Genomic DNA, 20,723 nt, shown 5'->3' with positions numbered 1-20,723 from the left:
CAGGTCAAGCGTTGCGAGCGATGCTGTGCACTTTGCACGAAGCGTCGGCCAGGATCGCCACGCACAGGTCGGCGTAGCTCATCCCGGTGGCGCGGGCGGCCATGGGAACCAGCGAATGGCTCGTCATGCCGGGCGATGTATTCATTTCAAGCAGCCAGGGGCGGTTGTCGGCGTCCAGGATGAAGTCGGCGCGGCCCCAGCCTTCGCAGCCCAGCGCGCGGTAAGCACGCACGGCGATGTCGGACACTTCTTCGGCCACCGCCGGCGGCAGCGTGGCCGGGCAGAAATACTGCGTGTCGTCCGAGAAGTACTTGTGCTCGTAGTCGTAGTTGCCACCGGGCGCGGCGATCTCGATGACCGGCAGCGCGCGCGCGGTCTTGCCGCCGCCCAGTACCGCCACGGTCAGTTCGCGGCCCTGGATGAATTGCTCTGCCAGCACCTCGGCGTCGAACTTGGCGGCCAGGGCATAGGCTTCCTTCATGTCGGAATAACCCACCACCTTGGTGATGCCCACGGTCGAACCTTCATGCGGCGGCTTGATGATCAGCGGCAGGCTCAGGCGGTCGGGCACCAGGCGCAGTTCGGTGTCGGCGTCCAGCAATTCGAATTGCGGCGTCGGCAGGCCTTGCTGCAGCCAGACGCGCTTGGTCATGGTCTTGTCCATGGCCAGTGCCGAGGCCAGCGGGCCGCTGCCGGTATAGGGAATGCCCAGCAGTTCCAGGGCGCCCTGGATCGAACCGTCTTCGCCGTAACGGCCGTGCAGCGCGATGAACACGCGGTCAAAACCCTGGCTGGCCAGCTCGGCCAGGCTGCGCTCGCCGGTATCGAACAAGTGCGCGTCGACGCCGGCGCTGAGCAGTGCCTGGTGCACGCCGGCCCCGGACATCAAGGACACCTCGCGCTCGGCGGAACGACCGCCGTACAACACGCCTACCTTGCCGAATTTCGCGGTCATGCCAGTTCTCCAACTTGGGCGGGGACCTTGCTGATCGAACCCGCTCCCATAACAATCACCACGTCGCCGTCGCGCACGAAATCCACCACGGCTTGCGGCAGTTCGGCGACGTCTTCGACGAAAACCGGTTCGACCTTGCCGGCCACGCGCAGGGCGCGCGACAAGGCGCGGCCATCGGCGGCCACCAGGGGCGGCTCGCCCGCGGAATAGACCTCGGTCAGCAGCACGGCGTCGGCCGTGCCCAGCACACGCACGAAATCTTCAAAGCAATCACGCGTCCGCGTGTAGCGGTGCGGCTGGAAAGCCAACACGATGCGGCGGTCAGGCCAGGCACCACGGGCGGCGGCCAACGTGGCGGCCATCTCGACCGGGTGGTGGCCGTAATCGTCGATCACCGTGAACGTGCCGCCGCCATGCGAGGCGGGCACGGGGAATTCGCCGGTCTGCGTGAACCGCCGGCCCACGCCCTTGAAGGAGGCCAGCGCATCGCAGATGGCTTCGTCGGACACACCAAGTTCAGTCGCTACGGCGATCGCCGCCAGTGCGTTGCGCACGTTGTGCAGGCCAGGCAGGTTCAACACCACCTGCAACGGCGGCAGCAAGGTATCGCGATGGCTGCGCTGCACGTTGAAACGCATGCGCGTACCTTCCGGCTGCACTTCGTAGCCGCGCACCATGGCCTCTTCGTTCAGGCCGTACGACGTGATGGGACGCGACACGAAAGGCATGATCTCGCGCACGTTGGCGTCGTCGGTGCACAGCACGGCGCTGCCGTAGAACGGCAGGCGCTGCGTGAACTCGATGAACGCGCTCTTCAGGCGCGCCACATCATGGCCGTAGGTGTCCATGTGGTCCGCGTCGATGTTGGTCACGATGGCCATCACCGGCAGCAGGTTCAGGAACGAGGCGTCGGATTCGTCGGCTTCCACCACGATGTAGTCGCCCTGCCCCAGGCGTGCGTTGGCGCCCGCGGAATTGAGGCGGCCACCGATCACGAAGGTCGGGTCCAGGTCGCCCGCGGCCAGGATGCTGGCCACCAGGCTGGTCGTGGTGGTCTTGCCGTGCGTCCCGGCCACCGCAATGCCGCGCTTCAGGCGCATCAGTTCGGCCAACATGATGGCGCGCGGCACCACCGGAATGCGCGCGGCGCGCGCCGCAATGACCTCGGGGTTGTCGCCTGCCACCGCCGTGGACGTGACGATCGCGCCCGCGCCGGTGACGTTGCTGGCGACGTGGCCAATCGCGATGTTCACGCCCAGGCTGGCCAGACGGCGCGTCACGGCCGACTCGTTCAGGTCGGAACCGCTGATGGTGTAGCCCAGGTTGAGCAGCACCTCGGCAATGCCGCTCATGCCGGAGCCGCCAATGCCTACGAAATGGATATGTTGAATTCTGTGTTTCATGTTGAACGCCCCGCTGCTTGTTCACAGACGTCGGCGATATGGGCTGCGGCTTCGGGGTGCGCATGCGCGCGGGCCCGTTCGGCGACAGCCTGCAGTTCTTGACGGGAGCGCTGGCCCAGCCAGTCCGCCAGCCACTCGGGGCTCAAGGCGTTCTGCGGCTGCAGCCAGGCGGCCTGCGCGTCGCTCAGGAAGCGCGCGTTGGCGGTTTGGTGGTCATCGATGGCATGGGGAAACGGCACGAACAGCGCCGCCACGCCCGCCGCGGCCACTTCGGACACCGTCATGGCGCCCGCGCGGCAGATCAGCAGGTCGGCATCGCCCATGGCGCCGGCCATGTCGTCGATGAAGGCGCGGCAGTCGGCCGCTACGCCCGCCTGGGCGTAGGCCTGCTGCAGCGCCGGCAGATGTTGTTCGCCGGCCTGGTGAACCACCACCGGCCGACGGTCTTGCGGCAGGCGCGCCAGCGCCTGGGGTACGGCGGTATTCAATGCCTGGGCGCCCAGGCTGCCGCCGACCACCAGCACCCGCAGCGCACCGCTGCGGCCGCTGTAGCGCTGGGCCGGATCGGGCAAGGCGCACAGGTCGGCGCGCACCGGATTGCCCATGGCTTCGCCCTTGGGCAGCACGCCGGGGAACCCGCTAAGCACGCGGCGCGCCATGCGGGCCAGCCACCTGTTGGCGGTGCCAGCCACGGCGTTCTGTTCGTGCACCACCAGCGGCGTGCCGCGCAGCGCGGCGATGACGCCACCGGGGAAGGCAACGTAGCCCCCCATGCCCAGCACCACGTCGGGACGCACCGCGGACAACCGGCCCCAGGCCTGCGCAAATGCGCGCACCAGCAGGAACGGCAGCTTGAGCAGCGCCGCAGCGCCCTTGCCGCGCACGCCGGCAAAACGCAGCGGCACGAGTTCGATGCCGCGCGGCGGCACCAGCTTGCCTTCCATCTTGTCGGGATTGCCCAGCCACAGCACGCGCCAGCCGCGCTGGCGCAGCACATCGGCCACGGCCAGGCCGGGCATGATGTGGCCGCCGGTGCCGCCGGCCATGATCAGGATGGTGCGAGGCGTGGCGCTCATGTCCGCCCCCCGCGCATCATGATGCGGTTTTCGACGTCCACCCGGATCAGCATGGCCAGGGCACACAGGTTCATCACCACGCCCGAACCGCCGTAACTCATCAGCGGCAGGGTCAGGCCCTTGGTGGGCAGCAGCCCCAGGCACACGCCCATGTTGATGAAGGCCTGCACGCCGAACCACATCGCCACGCCATGCGCCACCAGGCCCGCGAAGGTGCGTTCCATGGCGATGGCCTGGCGGCCGATGTCAAAGCCGCGGTAGACGATGATGGCGAACAGCGTGATCACCAGCATCACGCCGGCAAAGCCGAGTTCCTCGCCCACCACCGCCATCAGGAAGTCGGTGTGCGCTTCGGGCAGGTAATGCAGTTTTTCGACGCTGGCGCCCAGGCCCACGCCCAGCCATTCGCCGCGGCCCAACGCGATGAGCGAGTGCGACAGCTGATAGGCGCTACCGTAGGCGTTGTCTTCGTTCCAGGGATCCAGGTAAGCGAACAGGCGCGCACGGCGCCACGGCGACAGCCAGATCAGCATCAGGAAGGTACTGACCAGCACCGCCAGCAGGCTGCTGAAGTACTTGCCGTTGATGCCGCCCAGGAACAGGATGCCGATGGCAATCGCCACGATCACCATGAAGGCGCCCAGGTCGGGCTCGAGCAGCAGCAGCATGCCCACGCCGGCCAGCGCGAACGCCATCGGCAGGAAGCCGCGGGCAAAGGCCTGCATGTGTTCCTGCTTGCGCACGGTGTAGTCGGCGGCGTACAGCAGCGCGGCCAGCTTCATCAGTTCGGACGGCTGGAAATTCAGCGGACCCAGGGGAATCCAGCGGTGCGCGCCGTTGACCTCGCGGCCGATGCCGGGCACCAGCACGGCCACCAGCAGCACCATCGCCACCACGAACAGCGGCACGGCCAGGCGCTGCCAGACGCGGATGGGAATGGCCAGCACGATCGCGGCGGCCAGCAGGCCGGCGCTGATGAACAGGCCGTGGCGGATCACGAAGTAATAGCGGCCATACGAGGCATAGCGCGGGCCGTCGGCCAGCGCGATCGATGCCGAATACACCATCAGCAAGCCAAGCAGCAACAACGTCGACGCCGCGATGACCAGCGGCAGATCGAAGTTGCGCATGCGGGTACGGCCGGGCCGTACGGCGTTGACGCTGGCGGTGAGATCGGCGATCAGGCTCATGCCACCTCTCCACGGTCGCGGGCCAGGTCCTCGACCTCTTCCACGAACACCTGCCCGCGGTGCGGGTAGTTGCGGAACATGTCCATGCTGGCGCAGGCGGGCGACAGCAGCACCGCGTCGCCGGCTTGCGCCAGGTCGGCGGCGCGGCGCACGGCCTCGTGCAGGGAAGCGGCCTGGAGGCAATCGACGCCGGTTTCGGCCAGCACGCGGCCAATTTCAGGACCGTCCTGGCCGATCAATACCACAGCGCGAGCGTGGCGCGAGACGACCGGGATCAGCGGCGAGAAATCCTGCCCCTTGCCCAGGCCGCCGGCGATCAGCACCACGGGCTGGCCCAGGCCTTCCAGCGCGGCCACGGTGGCGCCCACGTTGGTGCCCTTGCTGTCGTTGATGTAATCGACGCCGCCGATGTTGCGCACGAACGCAGCGCGATGCGGTTCGCCCGCGTAGTCGCGCAGGGCGCGCAGCATGGCGCCCCAGCCCAGGTCCAGGCAACGCGCCAGTTGCAGCGCGGCCAGGGCATTCAAGGCGTTGTGGATGCCGCGGATGCGCAGCGCATCCACCGGCATCAGGCGGCTCATGCGGCCTTTGGCACGCACGGGTTCCGGCGCGTCTTTCTTGCGGCGCACGGGTGCGACGGGCTCGTCGAAATCGACCGGCTCGGCGGCCACCAGCCAGGCCACACCCTGGCCCAATTCCAGGCCCATGTCGCCCACGCGCTCGGGCACGTCACGGCCGAAGCTGCGCACGTTCAGCGCGTCCAGCGTCGGCACCATGGCGACCGTGTACGGATCTTCGCGATTGACGATGGCCACGCGTGCCATCTTCAAGAGGCGCGCCTTGGCCTGCGCATAGGCGTCCATGCCGCCATGCCAGTCCAGGTGATCTTGCGTCACATTCAGCACGACGGCGGCGTCGGCCATCAGCGTGTGCGTGGTTTCCAGCTGGAAGCTGGAGAACTCCAGCACCCACACCTGCGGCAGTTCGTCGGCGTCCAGCGCCCCCATCAACGCGGTCAGCGCGGCCGGGCTGATATTGCCGGCAGCCAGCACCGACAGGCCGCTGGCCTGCACCAGGTCGCGCGTCAGAGCGGTCACGGTGGTCTTGCCGTTGGTGCCGGTCACGGCCAGCACGCGGGGACGGTAGTCACGGCTTTCGGCCAATTCGGCCAAGGCGCGTGCGAACAGTTCCATTTCGCCGATGACTTCGATGCCGCGGGCCTTGGCCTCGCGCAGCAGGTCTTCGGCCGGCGCGCCGGTGGGCGCCAGGCCCGGGCTGATCACGACCTGGTTCACGCCGTCCAGCAGTGCAACGTCGAACGAGGTGTCGCAACCCAGGCGGTACTCGACCTCGGCTTGCGCCAGCGCGTCGCGCAGCGCCGGCAGACCGCCCGGCTCCGCGCGCGTATCGGCCACGCGCAGGCGGGCGCCCTGTCGGGCGCTCCAGCGAGCGGCGGCGACACCCGACTCGCCCAATCCGAGGATCAGGACGAGCGGCGCGTCAGCGCGGGAGGTTTCCATCGTATTCATCGCAACTTCAGGGTAGAGAGGCCAATCAGCACCAGCATCATGCTGATGATCCAGAAACGCACGACCACCTGGGTTTCTTTCCAGCCGCCCACTTCAAAGTGATGATGCAGCGGCGCCATGCGGAATATGCGTCGACCTGTTCCATAACGTCGCTTCGTGTACTTGAACCAGGTCACCTGGATCATGACCGACAGGGTCTCGACCACGAACACGCCGCCCATGATGAACAGCACGATTTCCTGGCGCACGATGACCGCGATGGTGCCCAGCGCGCCGCCCAAAGCCAGCGCGCCGACGTCACCCATGAAGACCTGCGCCGGATACGCGTTGAACCACAAAAACGCCAGACCTGCGCCGCCGATTGCCGCGCACAGCACCATCAGTTCGGACGCCCCCGGGATATAAGGGAACAACAAATACTTCGAATAATCGACGCGGCCGACAACGTAGGCGAAGATGCCCAGCGCGCTGCCCACCATCACGGTGGGCATGATCGCCAGGCCGTCCAGGCCGTCGGTCAGGTTGACGGCGTTGCTGGTACCCACGATCACGGCCCATGTCAGCGCCACGAAGCCCAGCACGCCCAGCGGATAGCTGACGGTCTTGAAGAACGGCACGATCAGGTCGGCGCGCGTCGGCAGTGCCATCGTGAAGCCGCTGCCCACCCAGGCCTTGAAGAGCGGCCACAGTTCGGTATTGGCCGGCGCCGACACGGCAAACGCCAGGTAGACCGCGGCCACCAGGCCGATGGTGGCTTGCCAGAAGAACTTCTGGCGCGCCGGCATGCCTTCCGGATCGCGGTAGACCACCTTGCGGTAATCGTCCATCCAGCCGATCCAGCCGAAGCCAAAGGTCACCAGAAGCACCACCCACACGAAGCGGTTGGTCCAGTCGGCCCACAGCAACGTGCTGATGGCGATCGAAATCAGGATCAGCACGCCGCCCATGGTGGGGGTGCCGGTCTTGACCAGATGCGTTTCGGGTCCGTACGAGCGCACGGCCTGGCCGATCTTCATTTCGGTCAGCTTGCGGATCACGCGCGGACCGGCCACCAGGCCGATCAGCAAGGCGGTGGCGCATGCCAATACCGCACGCAGCGTGATGTATTCGAACACGCCCAAGGCGCGCACATCATCGGAAAGCAGACGGGCGATCTCAAGCAGCATGGTGGTCTCCCTGCCCCTTGGACACTTGCCCGTCAGTCGAAGTAAAAGCCGTCACTACCCGCTCCATGCGCATAAAGCGCGATCCCTTAATCAATACGCAGGACGCGCGCAGGCCGCGCAACGCGGCAACGACTTCGTCTACCGATGCGCAGGCGTGCGCGCCCGAACCGTAAGCGGCGGCTGCCGCCCGGCTGGCTTCGCCTAGCGTGATGAGCGCGTCGAGCCCTTGCTCGCGCGCGTAGTTGCCCACCTCGACATGCATGGCGGGGCCGTTGTCCCCGACCTCACCCATGTCGCCCAGTACCAGGACGCGGGTGCCGCCGATACGCGCCAGCACGTCGATGGCCACGCGAACCGAATCGGGGTTGGCATTGTAGGTGTCATCGATGAGCAACGTTCCGTCACTCAATTTCTTGTACTGCATGCGACCCGCGACCGGGCTGAAGCCGGCCAGCGCGCGCACGGCGACATCCAGCGGCGCCCCCGCAGCGATGGCGCTGGCGATAGCGGCCAGTGCATTGCGCAGGTTGTGCAGGCCGGGCACCGGCAGGGTCAGGTCGGCGGCGCCCATCGGCGTCACCACGCGGCAACGCGTCGAATCGACATCTGCCAGGATCTGCTCCGCGTAGACGTCCAGGCCGGGCTGCAGGCCGAAACGCAGCACGCGGCGCGGCGCGGCCAACTTGTCCCAGATGGCCGCATAGGGCTCGTCGCCGGGGTACACGGCCACACCGTCGTCGGGCAGGGCCGCGATGGCCGCGCCATTTTCATAGGCCACCGCTTCCACGGTATGCATGAATTCCTGGTGCTCGCGCTGCGCATTGGTCACCAACGCCACGCTGGGCGCGGCGATGGCAGCCAGCTGCGCGATCTCGCCCGGATGGTTCATGCCCAGTTCGAACACCGCCGCACGATGCTCGGGCCGCAGGCGCAACAGCGTCAGCGGCACGCCGATATCGTTGTTCAGGTTGCCCGCGGTGGCCAGCCGGGCCGCTTCGCCCTTCCAGCCCGCCAGCATGGCGGAAATCATTTCCTTGGTGGTCGTCTTGCCATTGCTGCCCGTCACCGCCACCACCGGCAGCGTGTACTGGGCGCGCCAGGCGGCACCGATGCGCATCAGCGCCAGGCGGGTATCGCCCAGCACCAGTTGCGGCAGGCTCGAGTCCGGCACAGCATGCGCCACCACGGCGGCGCAGGCGCCGCGTTCAGCGGCCTGGTCCAGATAGTTATGCGCGTCGAAGTTATCGCCAACCAGCGCCACGAACAATTCACCGGCGCCGATGCGGCGCGTGTCCGTGGACACGCCCTTCACCAGCGGCAAGAGCAGCGCCAGTCGGGCCCACTCGCGGTCGTCGAAGGGCAGCTTTTCGCCGCCGATGTCCTGGTAGGTCTCGTGGCCCTTGCCGGCCAGCAGCACCACGTCTTCGGGCGAACTGGCCCAGATGGTCTGCATGATGGCGCGGGCGCGGTCGACCTGTACGTCAGCACCTGCCGACGCGGGAATGCCCGCGAGGATCTGCGCCACGATGGCTTCAGGCGATTCGGTACGGGGGTTGTCGCTGGACACCACCACGTGGTCGGCCAGCTCGGCGGCAATGCGGCCCATTTCGGGACGCTTGCCCGGATCTCGTTCGCCGCCGCAGCCGAACAGGCAGATGAGGCGGCCGGCACGCGCCTGCGCCACCGGACGCAAGGCCGCCAGGGCCCGCGCCAACGCGTCGGGCGTGTGGGCGTAATCCACTACGACCAGCGCGCCGCGCCCGGCATTGGCCTGGGTGCTGGAGACGACGGGTTCCACGGTCTGCAGGCGGCCATCGACGGGATCGGTCGCGGCCAATTCACGTGCGATCTGCGCAAACGGCAGGCCCAGCTTGTAAAGCACGCCGGCCACCAGCAACAGGTTCGACACGTTGTGCGCGCCCAATAGGCGCGTCACGATCTGCGCCTCGCCATGCGGCGACACCAGCGTGAAGATCTGGCCTTGGGCAGTGGCCTGGAGATCACGCGCGCGCATCGCGGCGGGAATATAGGCATCCGCGCTCAGGCTGTAGCCCATGACCGATACGTCGGCCGGCAGCGACGCAATCAGGCGGCGTCCGGCTTCGTCGTCCGCATTCACCACCGCGGCATTCAGGCCCGGCCAGCGGAACAGGCGCGCCTTGGCGGCCTCGTAGCGCTCCATCGTGCCGTGGTAATCCAGATGATCGCGGGTCAGATTGGTGTACGCGGCCAACGCCACGCGCACGCCATCCATGCGGCCCTGCTCGATGCCGATGGAAGACGCCTCCATGGCCACCGCCTTGGCGCCGGCATCGCGCATCGCGGCCAGCAGGCGGTGCACGGTCAGCACATCGGGGGTCGTCAGGCTGCCGCCCAGCGTGCGGCCGTCCGGCAGCACGGCGCCCAGCGTACCGATGGTGCCGCAAGGCTTGTCATTGCGGCCCAGTGCGTGGGCAATCCATTGCACCGACGAAGTCTTGCCATTGGTGCCGGTCACGGCCACCACGGCCAGCGCCGACGAGGGGCGGCCATACCAGGTGTCGCCCAGTTCGCCCAGCAGAGCGCGCAGGCCGGTCACCGGCAGCATTGGCGTATCGCCGGCGGCGGCCTCGATGGCCTCGGTGGCGGGCGCCTCGAACAACACCGCGCTGGCGCCCAGCGCCAACGCCTTCTCTATATAAAGACGGCCATCGCTGGACAGGCCCGGGCAGGCGACGAACACGTCGCCCGGCTCGATCTCGCGCGAGTCCAGTTTCAGGTGCGCGGTCAACGACACGCGCGAATGCAACCACGCCACGGCTTGTTCGACCGTGGCGGCGGGGGATGAGAGGAAGCCTTTGGCGCTCATCTGCCTGGCTCCTTGATACCGGCAACAATAGTGGATTCGAAGGGCGCGTCCGGCCTCACACCCATCAACCGCAGACTCCCGCCGACAATATGGGAGAACACGGGTGCGGCAATCGCGCCGCCGTAATAACCGCCGACCGTGGGCTCGTCGATGGACACGGCCACGACGATCTTCGGATCGGACACAGGAGCAAAGCCCACGTACGAGCTGCGATAGCGCTGCATGCTGTACTTGCCATCCACGATCTTGCGCGCGGTGCCGCTCTTGCCGGCCACGCGGTAGCCCTGGACCTGGGCCGCCTTGGTGCCTTCGGGGCCGGCGGCGGCTTCCAGCATGCCGCGGACCAGCGCAGTGGTCTTGGGCGTATAGATCTTGACGCTGGTGGGATCGCTGTCGCGCTTGACCAGGGTCAGCGAGACCATGTCGCCGTTGCGGGCGAACACGGTGTAGGCACGCGCCACCTGCAGCAGCGACACCGACAGGCCGTAGCCATAGGCCATCGTGGCCTTTTCGATCAGGCGCCAGCGGTCCCAGGGGCGCAGGCGGCCGGGCGCGGCGCCAGGGAATCCCACTTGGGGTGCCTGACCCAGGCCCAATTCGGTGAAGCGATCCCACATCTCGCGGGATTCCAGCTTCTCGGAGATCATCGTCATGCCGATGTTGCTGGACTTGCGCAGCACGCCGGCCACGTCCAGGGTGCCGTTGCGGCTCACGTCGCTGATGGTGCTGCCCTGGTAGGTGAAACGGCCGTTGCCGGTTTCGAACAGGGTGGTCGTGCTGATGCGACCCAGGTCCAGCGCCAGTGCGGCCGTGAACGGCTTCATGATCGAGCCGGGCTCGAACGTATCGGTAATGGCCTGGTTGCGCAGGTTGGCGCCGTGGAAGGTCTCGCGCTTGTTCGGGTCGAACGTCGGCACGTTGGCCAGCGCCAGGATTTCGCCGGTATGCACATCGACGACCACGGCGGTTGCGCCCTTGGCCTGGTGCTTGTCCATGGCGTCCTTCAATTCCTTGAACACCAGGTACTGCAGACGGGTATCGATGGACAGGCGCAGGTCGCGGCCATCCACCGGCAAGGTCACGGCCTGCACGTCTTCGATGACGCGGCCCAGGCGGTCCTTGATGACGCGGCGGCTACCCGGGCGGCCCGACAGCTGCTGGTTGAAGGTCAGTTCGACCCCTTCCTGGCCCTGGTCTTCGACGCTGTTGAACCCGACCACGTGCGCCATCACGTCGCCGTCCGGGTAGTAGCGGCGGGTCTCGGGCTGCTGGTGCACGCCGGGCAGGCCCAGCTGCTTGATCTTGTCGGCCACGTCCATCGAGACCTGGCGCTTGAGATAGACGAAGTTCTTGTCTTCTTCGACCCGGCGACGCAGGTCGGCGATCGGGGACTCAAGCAGCTTGGCCAGGGAGTCCAACTGAGAAGGCGTGGCCTGCTTCAGGTCTTCGGGGATGGCCCAAATAGCGCGCGCCGGCACGCTCGACGCCAGCACGGCGCCATTGCGGTCCATGATCTTGCCGCGCGTGGCGGCCAGCGTCAGCGTGCGCTCGTAACGGCGCTCGCCTTGCTGCTGGAGGAACTCGGTGGACAGGCCTTGGAGAAACAGGGCGCGGCCAGCCAGCACGGTAAAACCGCCGAACAGCAGGATCAGCACCAGGCGGGCGCGCCACGTCGGCAACTGCCCACGCAACACCGGATTGTCGAAGAACGGAACGCGCTTCATTGGGCACCTCCGTTGGCCGACACCGGGGCCTGGTTCAGATACAGCGTACGGTCCGGAACGATGGGAATCATCTTCAGGTTGTCGCGCGCAATCACATCGACCCGCGCATTACGCGCAAGTTCGGCGCGTTCCAGCTGCAGGCGCCGCCAGTTGGTTTCCAGGTCGCGCGCCTGCGCCTGATCACGACCCAGCTCAACAAAGAGCTGGCGCGACTGATACCGGCTGGTGACCAGGGAAATGGCCGACAGCATCAGTAAAGCCGCAACGATCAGGTTGACGCGACCCATCAGCGGCGCCCTCCCTTGCCACCGCGGCGCGGCGGCGGAGCCAGGTCGCTGCCGGGCAGCGAGCCGATCTTGACGAACGCGGCGCCGCCCTCGGCAGACAACGGGGTATGGGTGCGTTCGGCGACGCGCAGCACCGCCGAGCGGGCACGCGCATTGGCCGAGACTTCGTCGTCTTCGGCCAGCACGCGTCCCAGGGAGCGCAATACGGGTTGGGGCATTTCGCTTTCGCGCAGCGGCAGGCGCGCATGCGCGGCAGCCGGACGAGCCGCCGCCGCGATGCACTGCTTGACCATGCGGTCTTCAAGCGAATGAAAGCTGATCACCGCCAACCTCCCCCCTGGGGCGAGCAGATCTAAAGCTGACGCGAGGGTGCGCGCGAGCTCTTCGAGTTCCCGATTGATGTAAATCCGTAGAGCTTGAAAGGTGCGTGTGGCCGGATGCTGCCCCTTTTCGCGCGTGCGGACGGCGCTGGCGACGCACTCGGCAAGTTCGAGCGTGGTGCGCAGCGGCCTTGTTGCGCGGCGAGCAGCAATCGCCTTTGCAACCTGAAAAGCAAACCGTTCTTCGCCATAATCCGCTATGACCTCCCGCATCTCATCCACACTGGCTTGCGCCAGCCAATCCGCCACCGTGGGTCCACGAGTGGTGTCCATCCGCATGTCGAGCGGGCCGTCTCGCATGAACGAGAAACCGCGTTCGGCATCGTCGATCTGAGGCGACGAAACGCCCAGATCCAGCATCACGCCATCGACCTTGTCGATGCCGAGCTGCCCTAATTCTTCGGCCATGGAGGCAAAGCCCCCATGCACCACCGTCACCCGGGAGTCCGCCGCCGCCAACGCATTGGCGACCGCAATGGCCTCGGGGTCCTTGTCGAACACCACCAGCCGCGCCCCCGCCCCCAGGCGACTGAGCAATTCCCGGCTGTGGCCGCCACGTCCGAACGTACCGTCTACAAAGACGCCACGTTCCGTCCGCGTAGCCGCGGCCGGCTCGTCCTGGGTGTGCGACCGGGTCGCGCCCTTGCCGCCGAAATCGGCCAGCAACAGCGCGTCCACCGTCGGCTCCAGCAGGACGGGCCGATGTTCGAATTCCATAACTTTTTCAGAACGAAAACTGATTCAACACATCCGGCATACCCTTGGCCAGGTCTTCAGCCTCTCGGCTTGCCAGGGTAGCGGCATCCCACAGCTCGAAATGAGCGCCCAGACCGAGCAGCATCACATCGCGCGTCATACCGGAAGCGTTGCGCAGTTCAGGCGCGATCAGGACGCGGCCAGAGCCGTCCAGTTCCACGTCCTGAGCGTTGCCCAGCAACAGCCGCTGCAACGCGCGAGCCGTCATGGGAAAGGCGGCAATCTGCTCGCGCTTCTTTTCCCACTCGGGCCGCGGGTACACCAGCAGGCAGCCGTCTGGATGGCGAGTCAGGGTCAGGCGGCCTTCGGCCTGCGACACCAGCGCGTCACGATGCCGGGTCGGAATCGAGATCCGTCCCTTGGCATCCAGCGTGAGCGCGCTGCTTCCCTGAAACACCACTTTTACCCCACTTAATTGCACAATTTCCTACTATTTCCCACTCTACGGTATGGCAATGGGGCGGTCAAGCGCGCGGTTGCAATTTTTTCAATCACAACAAGGACTTAGAGCAACTTGTAAATGCGCAAAAAGAAAAACCTCCTAATAAATCAGGAGGTTGCGTCACTAACTAAAAGTGCTTCTTAAGAAGTGGCGGCTAACGATGCCTTTGCATTGTTTTACCTGGCCCGCTGGCCGAAGACTGGCGGGCGTTCCGCGCGGGCTGCCGCGCTCTTGGCTCTGAAAAAAAGCCATCGGCGCCGCACGTAAGAGAAATTCAATGCAAGACGGGTCTATAGGCCGGATTCTGTACGCCAGGTTTCCCTGGCGGGCAATCATTCCTCTGCGCGGATCATTGCTGACCCGCTGTAGCCACCTACCCGCATGCTTGAACGGAGCCGCCCTTCGCGGCCCGAAAGCCGCACGCATGCCTATTTGATGTTGCTCCGGGTAGAGGTTGCCGCGTTTCACCCTGCGATGCCGCCGATCGTTGCCGACCGACGCAATACGGAGATGGCCGTATCAGTGCGCGACTGGCGCGCCCGCCCCGCAGACTCGTCTCTGTGGTCCTATTCCTCGTCCGCGCCCGAAGACGCAGCCGGACGGCCGTTAGCCGTTACCCTGCCCTGTGGAGTCCAGACCTTCCTCGATGGATTCGCATCCACCGCGATCGCCCGACCCGCCTTGCGGTGCGTATTCTAGTACAGGTTGCGAGCCTGTCCCCCTGAGGGGCCAAACGACCGGGCAGGGTTCCTGCGACAATAGCGCTTGATCCGCCTAGACGCAGCAGACACTACCACTACATGGCCCTCGCAACTCTCATCACCCTGACCGACATCCAGCTGGCCTACGGCCACCATCCGCTGCTGGACCACGCCGACTTCGCCATCCAGGCCGGCGAGCGCATCGGCCTCATCGGCCGCAACGGCGCCGGCAAGTCTTCGCTGCTCCGCCTGCTCGATGGCCGCACCCTGCCCGACGACGGCGACATCGCCCGCACGTCGGGCCTGCGCGTGGCCACGGTCGAACAGGAACCCGAGCTCGACGAGAACGCCACCGTCTTTGACGTCGTCTGCAATCTGGACGACGACCACGAAGACTGGCAGCGTCCGTCGCGCGTACGTTCGGTGCTCGAAAAACTGGGCCTGCCCCCGGACGCGCAGATCGCCGGCCTGTCCGGCGGCACCCGCAAGCGCGTCGCGCTGGCCCGCGCCCTGGTCGACGAACCCGACCTGCTGCTGCTGGACGAGCCCACCAACCACCTCGACTTCGAAGGCATCGCCTGGCTGGAAGAGATGCTGCGCACCTGGAAAGGCGCCGCGGTCATCATCACCCACGACCGCCGCTTCCTGGATTCGGTGGCCACCCGCATCGTCGAACTCGACCGCGGACGCCTGCTCAGCTTCCCTGGCAATTTCTCGCAATGGCAGGAGCGCAAGGCGCAGTGGCTCGAATCCGAACGCCTGGAGCAGGCGCGCTTCGACAAGCTGCTGGCCCAGGAAGAAGTCTGGATTCGCAAGGGCGTGGAAGCACGCCGAACCCGCAATGAAGGTCGCGTGCGCCGGCTGGAGCGCCTGCGCGTCGAACGCGCCGAGCGCCGCGAACGCGTCGGCGACGTATCCCTGGCACTGGCCGAAGGCCAACGCTCGGGCAAGATGGTGGCCGAGCTGGAACACGTCAGCAAGCGCTTTGGCGACAAGATCGTGGTGGACGACTACTCCACCACGCTGCTGCGCGGCGACCGCATCGGCATCGTCGGGCCCAACGGCGCCGGCAAGACCACCCTGCTCAAGCTCATCCTGGGCGAAATGCAGCCCGACAGCGGCACGACCCGCCTGGGCACCAACGTCTCGGTGGCCTATTTCGACCAGATGCGCGCCCAACTCGATGAAAACGCCACCCTGGTCGACATCATCAGCCCGGGCAGCGAATGGGTGGAAATCGGCGGCACGCGCAAGCACGTCATGAGCTACCTGGGCGACTTCCTGTTCTCGCCCGCTCGTGCCGGCTCACCGGTACGCAGCCTGTCGGGCGGCGAGCGCGCCCGCCTGCTGCTGGCGCGGCTGTTCGCCCGCCCCGCCAACGTCCTGGTGCTGGACGAACCCACCAACGACCTGGACATCGAAACGCTCGAACTGCTGGAAGAACTGCTGCAGGAATATCCCGGCACGGTGCTGCTGGTCAGCCACGATCGCGCCTTCCTGAACAACGTCGTCACGCAAACCATCGCCTACGAAGGCCACGGCCGCTGGCGCGACTACGTGGGCGGCTACGACGAATGGGTCGCCCAGCGCCCCGCATCGCCTGACGGCGAAGACGCCGAAAAAGCCATCAAGGCTGCCGACGAGGCCGCAGCCCGCGCCAAGGCCGCCAAGCCCAAGCCGGCCAAGACCACCAAGATGAACTCATGGGAGCTGCGCGAACTGGAAGGCCTGCCCGAAGCCATCGCCGCGCTCGAAGCCAGGCAGGCCGAACTGGCCGGCAAGCTCGCCGATGGCAGCCTGTACCGGGATGCCCCGGCCGAAGTCGAACGCATCAACGGCGAACTGTCCAAGCTCGAAAGCGAACTCGAAGAAAAGTTCGCCCGCTGGGAACTGCTGGAGGCGCGCCGCGAAGGCGCCCTGTGAAGACAGCGCCACTATCTATATATATAGATAGTGGCATGTCATAGACATTCCTTCGAACACGCCGCGGTCAGACCGCGGCGCGCCAGGCCAGAGTTTCACCCGCGGCCAGCGGCACCAGCGCCGTATTGCCGAAAGGCAATTCATCCGGAACCTGGTAGGTCTCGCGCACCAGCGTCAAGGTGCCGGTGCTGCGCGGCAGGCCGTAGAAATCCGGGCCATGGAAGCTCGCGAACCCTTCCAGCTTGTCCAGCTTGCCGACGGCGTCGAACGCCGTGGCATACAGCTCCATGGCGTGCAGCGCCGTGTAGCAACCGGCACAGCCACAGGCGTGTTCCTTCAGGCCGCGCGCATGCGGCGCGCTGTCCGTGCCCAGGAAGAATCGCGGGCTACCGCTGGTTGCGGCCTCCACCAGCGCCAGGCGGTGCGTTTCGCGCTTGAGAATCGGCAGGCAGTACCAGTGCGGGCGCACGCCGCCCTGGAAAATGGCGTTGCGGTTGTACAGCATGTGCTGCGGCGTGATCGTCGCGGCGATCGGACCTTCCGCATCGCGCACATATTCCGCGCCTTCCTTGGTCGTGATGTGCTCGAACACCACCTTCAACGCCGGGAAGGCGCGACGTAGCGGCTTCATGACGCGTTCCACGAAGATTGCCTCGCGGTCGAACACGTCGATCGACGGATCGGTCACTTCGCCATGCACCAGCAGCGGCATGCCGCATTTTTCCAGCGCTTCCAGCGCCTTGGCGCACTTGCCCAGCAGATCGGTCACGCCGGCATCGGAATTGGTGGTCGCGCCCGCCGGGTACAGCTTGACCGCGTAGACCTGGCCGGATTCGTGCGCACGATAGATCTCTTCGGCCGACGTATTGTCGGTCAGGTACAGCGTCATCAGCGGCGTGAACGCATCGGCGTTGCCGCCCGCCTTGGTCAGCGCAGCCAGGATGCGGCCGCGGTACGCCAGCGCCTGCTCGGTGGTGGTCACCGGCGGCTTCAGGTTCGGCATGATGATGGCGCGGGCGAATTGCCTGGCGGTGTCCGCCACCACGGCTTCCAGCGCCGCGCCATCGCGCAGGTGCAGGTGCCAGTCGTCGGGACGGGTGATGATCAGTTGCTGAGTGTTTTGCGTAGACATGGGAAGCTTCTTAATCTGCCAGCGGCATGCCCCGTTCGGCCAGCGCGCAGAACATCGCGCTGCCCAGGGGAATGACGGCATCGTTGAAATCAAAATGCGAGTTGTGCAGCACGCAGCCGGAATCGGCCCCGCCCTGCCCCAGCCGGAAATACGCGCCGGGCTTGCTCTGCAACATGAAGGAAAAATCTTCCGAACCCATCGACGGTACCAGGTCACGCACGACGTTCTCCTTGCCGATCATCTCGGTGGCAATGTCGGCGACAAGATTGGCGTGCTGCGGGGTGTTCAGGGTTGCGGGATAAATGCGTTCATAGATCAGTTCGGCCGTCCCGCCAAACGCACCGGCGATGGCAGTGACCAATTCGCGCATGCGCGTCTCAACCATTTCCTGCACCGACTTGCGAAACGTACGCACCGTGCCCACCAGCTTGGCTTCGCGCGGGATCACGCTCATCGCGCCGGGGTGCCCCGCCTGCATCGAGCCGATCGATACCACGGCGGAATCCAGCGGATTGACGTTACGCGACACGATGGTCTGCAACGCCGTGATGATCTGGCCGGCAATGGTCACGGGGTCGATCGTCTGGTAAGGATGCGCGCCGTGGCCGCCGCGGCCGGTGATCTGGATCTCGAAGCGGTCTGCGGCCGCCATCATCGGCCCGGGATTGATGCCGATGGTGCCAGGCTTCAGGCCCGGCCAGTTGTGCAACGCGTAAATCGCATCACACGGAAACGTATCGAATAACCCATCTTCCAGCATGGCTTTCGCGCCACCGCGCCCTTCTTCTGCCGGCTGGAATATCAGCACCGCCGTGCCATCGAAATTGCGCGTCTGGGCCAGGTACTTGGCCGCCCCGATCAGCACCGCCGTATGGCCATCATGGCCACAACCGTGCATCAAGCCGGGCTTGGTGGACTTGTGGCCGAAGTCGTTGTCTTCGGTCATGGGCAAGGCATCCATGTCGGCACGCAGGCCGATCATCCGGCCGCTGTCGCAACGCTTGCCACGGATGACGCCCACCACACCGGTCTTGCCGATGCCCCGGTGTACCTCGATTCCCAGCGCCTCCAGCGCACCCGCGACGATCCCGGAGGTTCGGACTTCTTCGAAGCCCAATTCTGGATGAGCATGCAAATCGCGCCGCAGCGCCGTCAATTCGTCATGAAACAGCCGAATTGATTCCAAAGGAGAACGTGCGTACATAGGAGGTTACAGAATGACGTGAGGTGGGGGACGGTCAGGACATTTTAGTTGCTACAGAGGATAAATGCCTTTGTCTTTACGGGAGAGACACGTTATGCTCCGGCCGCAGGACAATTTTTCCAACAGCCAGAGAAGGAGCGCCGCATTATGGCCACAACCTCCAAACCCGCGACCGCGCGCAAGCCGAACGCTGCATTCATGAAGCCCCTGACTCCCAGCGCCGAATTGGCTGCTGTGATCGGTTCGGAAGCCGTGCCGCGCACCGAGGTCACCAAGAAGATCTGGGAATACATCAAGAAGCACAACCTGCAAGACGCCAGCAACAAGCGCAACATCAACGCCGATGCCAAGCTGCGCCCGATCTTTGGCAAGGATCAGGTCACGATGTTCGAACTGACCAAGCTGGTCAACGCACATCTGAAGTAAGCAGGCAAAGGGCGTACCTCGTACGTCCCTGCCTCGATACTGTCGTGACGCCCTGGCTTGAACGCCGGGCGGCCCCGACTTGTGGCACCTACCGGCCACCGCAGTTCCGCACAGGCTTTCCGCTTGGCGCAGCCAGTCCCATACCCGCGATGGGCACGGCCATGATTCCCACGCAGACTCACGTTTCGACTTACGCATACCGATCTAACGGACGGCTTCCTTGCCCTCGTTCAGGCTGGATTGGCGGGCTTCCTCATGCGCCCAATTCCGGAACGCCACGGCGTCCGGCCGCCCTTTCGTTGCACGCGCATAAACCAGCCAGTACCTGTAGTCGTTCGGCAAGACCACGTCGACAAGTTGGACCCACCTGCCGGCGCGTACAGCACCTCCTGCCAGCAACAAGCGTCCCAATGCCACGCCAGCACCGTCAGCAGCCGCTCAGCGCCAGCGCCGCATCGCTGAATTGCACGCCCTGCGTCAGATCCAGCGACACACCCGCCAGTTCGCACCACTGTCGCCAAGCGGCGCGCGGCTCGTCGTGCAACAGCATGAGCTTGGCCAGGTCCGCCGGGAGCGGCCCCTTCCGCCGCTGCCGCACGTGATCTGTTGCGGCTGCCATTCGATCAAACGCGAGTGAAAGCTCATCCAGAGGCCGCTTCAAATTCAGCGCTGCGTTCGTGACGCTGGGGCTGCTCTGCCACTTCCCGTGGATCTATGGCGGCAAAGTCATCCTCGGCCGCTACCTGTCACCTCGCGCGATGCGCATTCAGGCCGCCGTGTTTGGCACGTCCATGTTGCTGGTCGCGCTATACGTCATCATGAACCGAATTGTCGGTCTCTCTGGCAATCATGCTGCGCGGGGTGTTGCAGCCCCCGGGGCAGACCCTGAAAGTGGAAAAGGAAAAGGCCGGCATATGCCGGCCTTTTTTGAGGGGAAGCCTTATATTCAGGCGTAAGTGGTCGGCGCGGTGCCGTCCATCAGGGACAGCCAGCCCTTGATCAGGCGGTACAAGCCCCAAACAACGGTGGCGACCACGCCAATCCAACCAATATAGATCACCAGGGCCAGGCCGCTGATGGCCAGCCACAGCAATGCCCACCAGAAAGTGCGCAGCAACCAGTCGAAATGCGCGGCGTAAACGGTACCAGCGGCGTCCGAACGCTTCAAGTACATCAGCACGACGGCAGCCAGCGTAGCAATGCCCAGGAAACCACTGGTCAGAAAGCCCAAGGCAAACAAGCCGTAGGCCACATGGGTCAGCGTGCGCAGGTCTAATGCCGTACCGGGCGCGGGGGTCTGGGTATCACTCACGATTACGCTCCAACAATTGACTCAGTCAATCTTACCGCACAAAGCCATCTGGCCCACGAGCGTTGTTATTTGGGCACATTCAGCATTGGCGCGGCTTGCAGCCCTGTTGACGACACTTCAAGTCATCCTTTTTCAGACCTGGCGCCTGCCCATTCACAGCAGTTGGCCCTACGTATTCCATGCTCGATGCCAACGCAAAAGCCCCTGGGCGGCGCAGCCGCCCAGGGGCTTTTTGTATTGCCGCGTTTGTGGCGCCGCGACTCGGAATT

Annotated in this window: 18 protein-coding genes and 1 other RNA gene; 3 read left to right on the top strand and 16 right to left on the bottom strand. The window is 65.5% G+C overall.

Annotation, left to right across the window (positions count from 1 at the left end; all coding sequences use genetic code 11):
* Positions 1-4: 4 nt before the first annotated feature.
* The 12 genes from AC3WMR_RS28610 to rnpB all read right to left on the bottom strand — a co-directional run bounded on the left by AC3WMR_RS28610 (position 5) and on the right by rnpB (position 14,439).
* Positions 5-955, bottom strand: coding sequence for a D-alanine--D-alanine ligase (locus tag AC3WMR_RS28610; RefSeq protein WP_175190687.1), 951 nt, complete (start codon positions 953-955; stop codon positions 5-7).
* Entirely contained in the window at positions 952-2,358 is a 1,407-nt protein-coding gene (murC, locus tag AC3WMR_RS28605) for a UDP-N-acetylmuramate--L-alanine ligase (RefSeq protein ID WP_492266551.1), read from the bottom strand. The genes AC3WMR_RS28610 and murC overlap by 4 nt, the downstream gene beginning before the upstream one ends.
* Positions 2,355-3,434, bottom strand: a complete 1,080-nt coding sequence (murG, locus tag AC3WMR_RS28600) for an undecaprenyldiphospho-muramoylpentapeptide beta-N-acetylglucosaminyltransferase (RefSeq protein WP_492266552.1) — start codon at positions 3,432-3,434, stop codon at positions 2,355-2,357. The genes murC and murG overlap by 4 nt, the downstream gene beginning before the upstream one ends.
* Positions 3,431-4,624, bottom strand: coding sequence for a putative lipid II flippase FtsW (gene ftsW, locus AC3WMR_RS28595; protein ID WP_183003265.1), 1,194 nt, complete (start codon positions 4,622-4,624; stop codon positions 3,431-3,433). The genes murG and ftsW overlap by 4 nt, the downstream gene beginning before the upstream one ends.
* Positions 4,621-6,153, bottom strand: a complete 1,533-nt coding sequence (gene murD, locus AC3WMR_RS28590) for a UDP-N-acetylmuramoyl-L-alanine--D-glutamate ligase (RefSeq protein WP_492266553.1) — start codon at positions 6,151-6,153, stop codon at positions 4,621-4,623. Before murD ends, ftsW begins: the two co-directional genes overlap by 4 nt.
* The gene (mraY, locus tag AC3WMR_RS28585) at positions 6,150-7,319 is read right to left on the bottom strand and encodes a phospho-N-acetylmuramoyl-pentapeptide-transferase (RefSeq protein WP_025136625.1); all 1,170 of its coding nucleotides are present in this window, start codon (positions 7,317-7,319) and stop codon (positions 6,150-6,152) included. Before mraY ends, murD begins: the two co-directional genes overlap by 4 nt.
* Positions 7,309-10,167, bottom strand: coding sequence for a bifunctional UDP-N-acetylmuramoyl-L-alanyl-D-glutamate--2,6-diaminopimelate ligase MurE/UDP-N-acetylmuramoyl-tripeptide--D-alanyl-D-alanine ligase MurF (murF, locus tag AC3WMR_RS28580; RefSeq protein ID WP_492266554.1), 2,859 nt, complete (start codon positions 10,165-10,167; stop codon positions 7,309-7,311). Before murF ends, mraY begins: the two co-directional genes overlap by 11 nt.
* Entirely contained in the window at positions 10,164-11,891 is a 1,728-nt protein-coding gene (locus AC3WMR_RS28575; RefSeq protein ID WP_492266555.1) for a peptidoglycan D,D-transpeptidase FtsI family protein, read from the bottom strand. Before AC3WMR_RS28575 ends, murF begins: the two co-directional genes overlap by 4 nt.
* Positions 11,888-12,178: a cell division protein FtsL gene (gene ftsL / locus AC3WMR_RS28570; protein WP_492266556.1), complete on the bottom strand. Its 291-nt coding sequence runs from the start codon at positions 12,176-12,178 to the stop codon at positions 11,888-11,890. The genes AC3WMR_RS28575 and ftsL overlap by 4 nt, the downstream gene beginning before the upstream one ends.
* Positions 12,178-13,275 (bottom strand): 16S rRNA (cytosine(1402)-N(4))-methyltransferase RsmH, encoded by a 1,098-nt coding sequence (gene rsmH / locus AC3WMR_RS28565; RefSeq protein ID WP_492266557.1) that lies wholly within the window; start codon positions 13,273-13,275, stop codon positions 12,178-12,180. The genes ftsL and rsmH overlap by 1 nt, the downstream gene beginning before the upstream one ends.
* A 7-nt stretch (positions 13,276-13,282) precedes the next feature.
* Positions 13,283-13,711: a division/cell wall cluster transcriptional repressor MraZ gene (gene mraZ, locus AC3WMR_RS28560; protein WP_025136620.1), complete on the bottom strand. Its 429-nt coding sequence runs from the start codon at positions 13,709-13,711 to the stop codon at positions 13,283-13,285.
* Between the two features lie 322 nt (positions 13,712-14,033).
* Positions 14,034-14,439, bottom strand: an RNA gene (rnpB, locus tag AC3WMR_RS28555) — RNase P RNA component class A.
* A gap of 117 nt (positions 14,440-14,556) precedes the next feature.
* Between rnpB and AC3WMR_RS28550 the strand changes: the two genes are divergently transcribed.
* Complete coding sequence (locus tag AC3WMR_RS28550; protein WP_492266558.1) at positions 14,557-16,380, top strand: ATP-binding cassette domain-containing protein; 1,824 nt, start codon at positions 14,557-14,559, stop codon at positions 16,378-16,380.
* Positions 16,381-16,447: 67 nt separating this feature from the next.
* On the opposite strand, the gene pyrC is transcribed toward AC3WMR_RS28550, so the two are convergent.
* Both pyrC and AC3WMR_RS28540 read right to left on the bottom strand, forming a co-directional pair.
* Positions 16,448-17,512, bottom strand: a complete 1,065-nt coding sequence (gene pyrC / locus AC3WMR_RS28545; protein ID WP_492266559.1) for a dihydroorotase — start codon at positions 17,510-17,512, stop codon at positions 16,448-16,450.
* Positions 17,513-17,522: 10 nt separating this feature from the next.
* On the bottom strand, positions 17,523-18,716 hold the full coding sequence (locus AC3WMR_RS28540; protein ID WP_025136617.1) for a M20 aminoacylase family protein: 1,194 nt from the start codon (positions 18,714-18,716) through the stop codon (positions 17,523-17,525).
* A 147-nt stretch (positions 18,717-18,863) separates the two neighbouring features.
* On the opposite strand from AC3WMR_RS28540, the gene AC3WMR_RS28535 reads away from it, so the two are divergent.
* Entirely contained in the window at positions 18,864-19,142 is a 279-nt protein-coding gene (locus tag AC3WMR_RS28535; protein ID WP_006217453.1) for an SWIB/MDM2 domain-containing protein, read from the top strand.
* A 427-nt stretch (positions 19,143-19,569) separates the two neighbouring features.
* On the opposite strand, the gene AC3WMR_RS28530 is transcribed toward AC3WMR_RS28535, so the two are convergent.
* The gene (locus AC3WMR_RS28530; RefSeq protein ID WP_492266560.1) at positions 19,570-19,692 is read right to left on the bottom strand and encodes a hypothetical protein; all 123 of its coding nucleotides are present in this window, start codon (positions 19,690-19,692) and stop codon (positions 19,570-19,572) included.
* A gap of 127 nt (positions 19,693-19,819) precedes the next feature.
* On the opposite strand from AC3WMR_RS28530, the gene AC3WMR_RS28525 reads away from it, so the two are divergent.
* The gene (locus AC3WMR_RS28525; RefSeq protein WP_492266561.1) at positions 19,820-20,098 is read left to right on the top strand and encodes a hypothetical protein; all 279 of its coding nucleotides are present in this window, start codon (positions 19,820-19,822) and stop codon (positions 20,096-20,098) included.
* On the opposite strand, the gene AC3WMR_RS28520 is transcribed toward AC3WMR_RS28525, so the two are convergent.
* Positions 20,089-20,454, bottom strand: coding sequence for a DUF4870 family protein (locus AC3WMR_RS28520; protein ID WP_492266562.1), 366 nt, complete (start codon positions 20,452-20,454; stop codon positions 20,089-20,091). The two genes, AC3WMR_RS28525 and AC3WMR_RS28520, sit on opposite strands and share 10 nt — an antisense overlap.
* Positions 20,455-20,723: the final 269 nt, after the last annotated feature.

The sequence above is a fragment of the Achromobacter sp. FW305-C-28 genome (genome assembly GCF_058783235.1).
The sequence above is the reverse complement of the archived record's forward strand: the minus strand, read 5'-3'. Positions and strand labels throughout refer to the sequence as shown.

Coding starts and splice junctions, on each gene's coding strand:
- AC3WMR_RS28610 (WP_175190687.1), bottom strand. CDS start 955: ATGACCGCGAAATTCGGCAAGGTAGGCGTGTTGTACGGCGGTCGTTCC.
- murC (WP_492266551.1), bottom strand. CDS start 2,358: ATGAAACACAGAATTCAACATATCCATTTCGTAGGCATTGGCGGCTCC.
- murG (WP_492266552.1), bottom strand. CDS start 3,434: ATGAGCGCCACGCCTCGCACCATCCTGATCATGGCCGGCGGCACCGGC.
- ftsW (WP_183003265.1), bottom strand. CDS start 4,624: ATGAGCCTGATCGCCGATCTCACCGCCAGCGTCAACGCCGTACGGCCC.
- murD (WP_492266553.1), bottom strand. CDS start 6,153: ATGAATACGATGGAAACCTCCCGCGCTGACGCGCCGCTCGTCCTGATC.
- mraY (WP_025136625.1), bottom strand. CDS start 7,319: ATGCTGCTTGAGATCGCCCGTCTGCTTTCCGATGATGTGCGCGCCTTG.
- murF (WP_492266554.1), bottom strand. CDS start 10,167: ATGAGCGCCAAAGGCTTCCTCTCATCCCCCGCCGCCACGGTCGAACAA.
- AC3WMR_RS28575 (WP_492266555.1), bottom strand. CDS start 11,891: ATGAAGCGCGTTCCGTTCTTCGACAATCCGGTGTTGCGTGGGCAGTTG.
- ftsL (WP_492266556.1), bottom strand. CDS start 12,178: ATGGGTCGCGTCAACCTGATCGTTGCGGCTTTACTGATGCTGTCGGCC.
- rsmH (WP_492266557.1), bottom strand. CDS start 13,275: ATGGAATTCGAACATCGGCCCGTCCTGCTGGAGCCGACGGTGGACGCG.
- AC3WMR_RS28550 (WP_492266558.1), top strand. CDS start 14,557: ATGGCCCTCGCAACTCTCATCACCCTGACCGACATCCAGCTGGCCTAC.
- pyrC (WP_492266559.1), bottom strand. CDS start 17,512: ATGTCTACGCAAAACACTCAGCAACTGATCATCACCCGTCCCGACGAC.
- AC3WMR_RS28540 (WP_025136617.1), bottom strand. CDS start 18,716: ATGTACGCACGTTCTCCTTTGGAATCAATTCGGCTGTTTCATGACGAA.
- AC3WMR_RS28535 (WP_006217453.1), top strand. CDS start 18,864: ATGGCCACAACCTCCAAACCCGCGACCGCGCGCAAGCCGAACGCTGCA.
- AC3WMR_RS28530 (WP_492266560.1), bottom strand. CDS start 19,692: ATGCTGTTGCACGACGAGCCGCGCGCCGCTTGGCGACAGTGGTGCGAA.